Raw genomic sequence first — 2605 nt, 5'->3', positions numbered from 1 at the left:
AGACCGGCCCCAGCGCAACGTAATCGGGCCGTAGCGCCAGCGCCCGGTCGAGTTCGGCATGGTCATGGGTCGAGATGCCCAGCCGCAGCCCGGCCTTGCGGATCGCCGGCAGGTCGGCCGTGTCCAGATCCTCTTGCCCCAGATGGATGAAGTCGCAGCCCAGGTCGATGGCGGCCTGCCAGTGATCGTTGACGACCAGCGTGGCGCCGTGCTCGCGGCACAGTTCCTGGCACAGCGCCAACTCGCCCAGCAGCCGGGCGGGGGGCTGGTCCTTGATGCGGATCTGCACCAGCTTCACGCCCAGCGGCAGGGCGCGGCGCAGCCAGTCGCTGCTGTCGAAGATCGGGTAAAAGCGCGGCAATCTCATCCCAGCACCGCCATTCCGAACAGGGGAGTCGAGGGCGCGGCCATGTCGCGTGCCTCGATCGGGTTGGCGCCATGCGCCAGCTTGCCGGCCTCGATCGCCAGCGCCATGGCGCTGGCCATGGCCACCGGATCGCCGGCCTTGGCGACGGCGGTGTTCAGCAGCACGGCGTCATAGCCCAGCTCCATCGCCTGGGCCGCGTGGCTGGGCAGGCCGATGCCGGCGTCCACCACCAGCGGCACGTCGGGGAAATGCGCCCTGAGGCTGCGCAGCCCGTAAGGGTTGTTCAGCCCGCGGCCCGAGCCGATGGGCGCCCCCCAGGGCATCAGAACCTCGCAGCCCGCGTCCAGCAGCCGGCCGCAGACCGACAGGTCCTCGGTGCAATAGGGAAAGACCTGGAAGCCGTCCTCGGACAGCACGCGCGCCGCCTCGACCAGTGCGATCACGTCGGGGCAAAGCGTGTCGTCGTCGCGGATCACTTCCAGCTTGATCCAGGGCGTCTCGAACAGCTCGCGCGCCATCTGCGCGGTCGTCACCGCCTCGCGCACCGAATGGCAGCCGGCGGTATTGGGCAGGACGGGGATGCCAAGATCCTTGATCAGGCGGTGGAAATCCTGGCCGCTGCCGCCCTCGCGCCGCAGGCTGACGGTGGCGATGCCGGCGCGCGAGGCGCGGAACGCCTCGGCCATGATGGCGGGCGAGGGGTATTGCGCCGTGCCCAGCATCAGCGGGCTTACGACTTCGGTTCCGTAAAAGACCGGCATCTCAGCCCCCCTGCATGGGCGCCACGACTTCCAGCGCGTCGCCATCCTTCAGCGTGGTTTCCGTCCGCGCGGCGGCGGGCAGGAAGGCGCCGTTCAGCGCCGTCGCCACCTTGGCCGCGCCCAATCCGATCTCGGCCAGCACGTCCTGCACCGTCGGGCCGGTCAGGTCGCGCGCCTCTCCGTTAAGGGTGATCTTCATCCATGAACTCCGGTTTCCGGCCCTCGACAAGGTAATCGGCGGCCATGCGGGCCACGGCGGGGGCCAGAAGATAGCCGTGGCGGTAAAGGCCGTTTGCGTAAAGCGTGCCGCCGCGCCGACGCAGGCGGGGCAGGTTGTCGGGAAAGGCGGGCCGCGCATCCGAGCCAAGCTCCAGGATCTCGGCCTCGGCAAAGCCGGGATGCAGCGCATAGGCGGCCGACAGCATCTCGACCGCCGAGCGGGCGGTGACGCGATACTTGCCCCCCGTCTCAAGCATGGTGGCGCCGATCATGTAGACGCCATCGCCGCGCGGCACCAGGTAAAGCGGGATGCGCGGATGCAGCAGGCGGATGGTGCGGGTCAGGGTCACTTCCGGGCAGCGGATCACCAGCATCTCGCCGCGCACGCCGCGCAGGTCGGAAAGCTGGTCGCGGGCCGCCAGCCCGCGCGCATCGACGATCAGGCCGGCGGGCGTGCCCTCGGTTTCGATGGCGACGCCCTGCGCCTCCAGCCGGTCGCGCAGCGCCAGCAGGGCGGCGCGCGGGTTCAGATGCGCCTCGGTCGCGAAATGCAGGCCCCGCGGGAAGCGGCCTGCCAGTTCCGGTTCCAGCGCCGCGATGTCCTCGCCGTTCACCGGTTGGTGCGCCTCGGTCAGCCGGGCGAAACGGTCGAGTTCCGCCCGGTCGCGCGAGGGGGCCAGCACGAGCGTGCCGCGGCGGATGACCTCGGCGCCGTTCGCCTGCCACCAATCGGCGGCATCGACGCCCAGGCGCAGCACCACCGGCTCGGCGCTTTCGGCCTCGCAATAGGGCGCCAGCATGCCGCCGGCGCGCCAGCTGCATGCCTGCGCGCCGGGCTTGCCGGCGGGGTCGATGATGCGCGGCGCGACCCCGCGCGCCGCCAGTTCGGTGGCGATGCACAGCCCCATCACCCCGGCGCCCAGGATGGTGATCGCGGTCATGTCCGCCTCCAGAACTCGTGGAAATGATGCACGGGGCCATGGCCCAGCCCCACCGCCAGCTCATCGGCGGCGGCAATGGCGCCTTGCAGCCAGCCATGGGCGCGGGTCACGGCATCGGGCACCGTCATGCCCTGCGCCAGCCCCGCCGCAATGGCCGAGGACAGCGAGCAGCCGGTGCCATGCGTGTTGGGCGTCCGCTGACGCTGCGCGGTCAGGGTCAGCGGCTCCGGCCCGACCAGCAGGTCGGTGCAGGTATCCTCGGTCGCGTGGCCGCCCTTCATCAGCACATGGGCCGCGCCGAGGGCGCAGAGCGCCTC

Annotated in this window: 5 protein-coding genes; all 5 read right to left on the bottom strand. The window is 70.9% G+C overall.

Annotation, left to right across the window (positions count from 1 at the left end):
- Positions 1 to 367 (bottom strand): thiamine phosphate synthase (locus AQY21_RS05525; protein ID WP_203416400.1); only part of this gene is annotated, 367 nt, incomplete at its 3' end.
- Positions 364 to 1128 (bottom strand): thiazole synthase, encoded by a 765-nt coding sequence (locus tag AQY21_RS05520; protein WP_058096769.1) that lies wholly within the window; start codon positions 1126 to 1128, stop codon positions 364 to 366. The genes AQY21_RS05525 and AQY21_RS05520, both read right to left, overlap by 4 nt.
- Position 1129: 1 nt before the next feature.
- Positions 1130 to 1327: a sulfur carrier protein ThiS gene (thiS, locus tag AQY21_RS05515; protein WP_058096768.1), complete on the bottom strand. Its 198-nt coding sequence runs from the start codon at positions 1325 to 1327 to the stop codon at positions 1130 to 1132.
- Positions 1311 to 2288: an FAD-dependent oxidoreductase gene (locus AQY21_RS05510; protein WP_058096767.1), complete on the bottom strand. Its 978-nt coding sequence runs from the start codon at positions 2286 to 2288 to the stop codon at positions 1311 to 1313. The genes thiS and AQY21_RS05510 overlap by 17 nt, the downstream gene beginning before the upstream one ends.
- On the bottom strand, positions 2285 to 2605 hold a 321-nt coding region (locus tag AQY21_RS05505), incomplete at its 5' end, for a bifunctional hydroxymethylpyrimidine kinase/phosphomethylpyrimidine kinase (RefSeq protein ID WP_203416398.1). The genes AQY21_RS05510 and AQY21_RS05505, both read right to left, overlap by 4 nt.

It is taken from the genome of Paracoccus sp. MKU1 (genome assembly GCF_001447385.1).
GTDB lineage: Bacteria > Pseudomonadota > Alphaproteobacteria > Rhodobacterales > Rhodobacteraceae > Paracoccus.
This window is presented reverse-complemented; position numbering and strand designations above follow the sequence as displayed.

What these genes read in the sequence shown, in the direction of transcription:
- AQY21_RS05510 (WP_058096767.1), bottom strand. Translation starts at nt 2,288, where the DNA reads ATGACCGCGATCACCATCCTGGGCGCCGGGGTGATGGGGCTGTGCATC.
- AQY21_RS05520 (WP_058096769.1), bottom strand. Translation starts at nt 1,128, where the DNA reads ATGCCGGTCTTTTACGGAACCGAAGTCGTAAGCCCGCTGATGCTGGGC.
- thiS (WP_058096768.1), bottom strand. Translation starts at nt 1,327, where the DNA reads ATGAAGATCACCCTTAACGGAGAGGCGCGCGACCTGACCGGCCCGACG.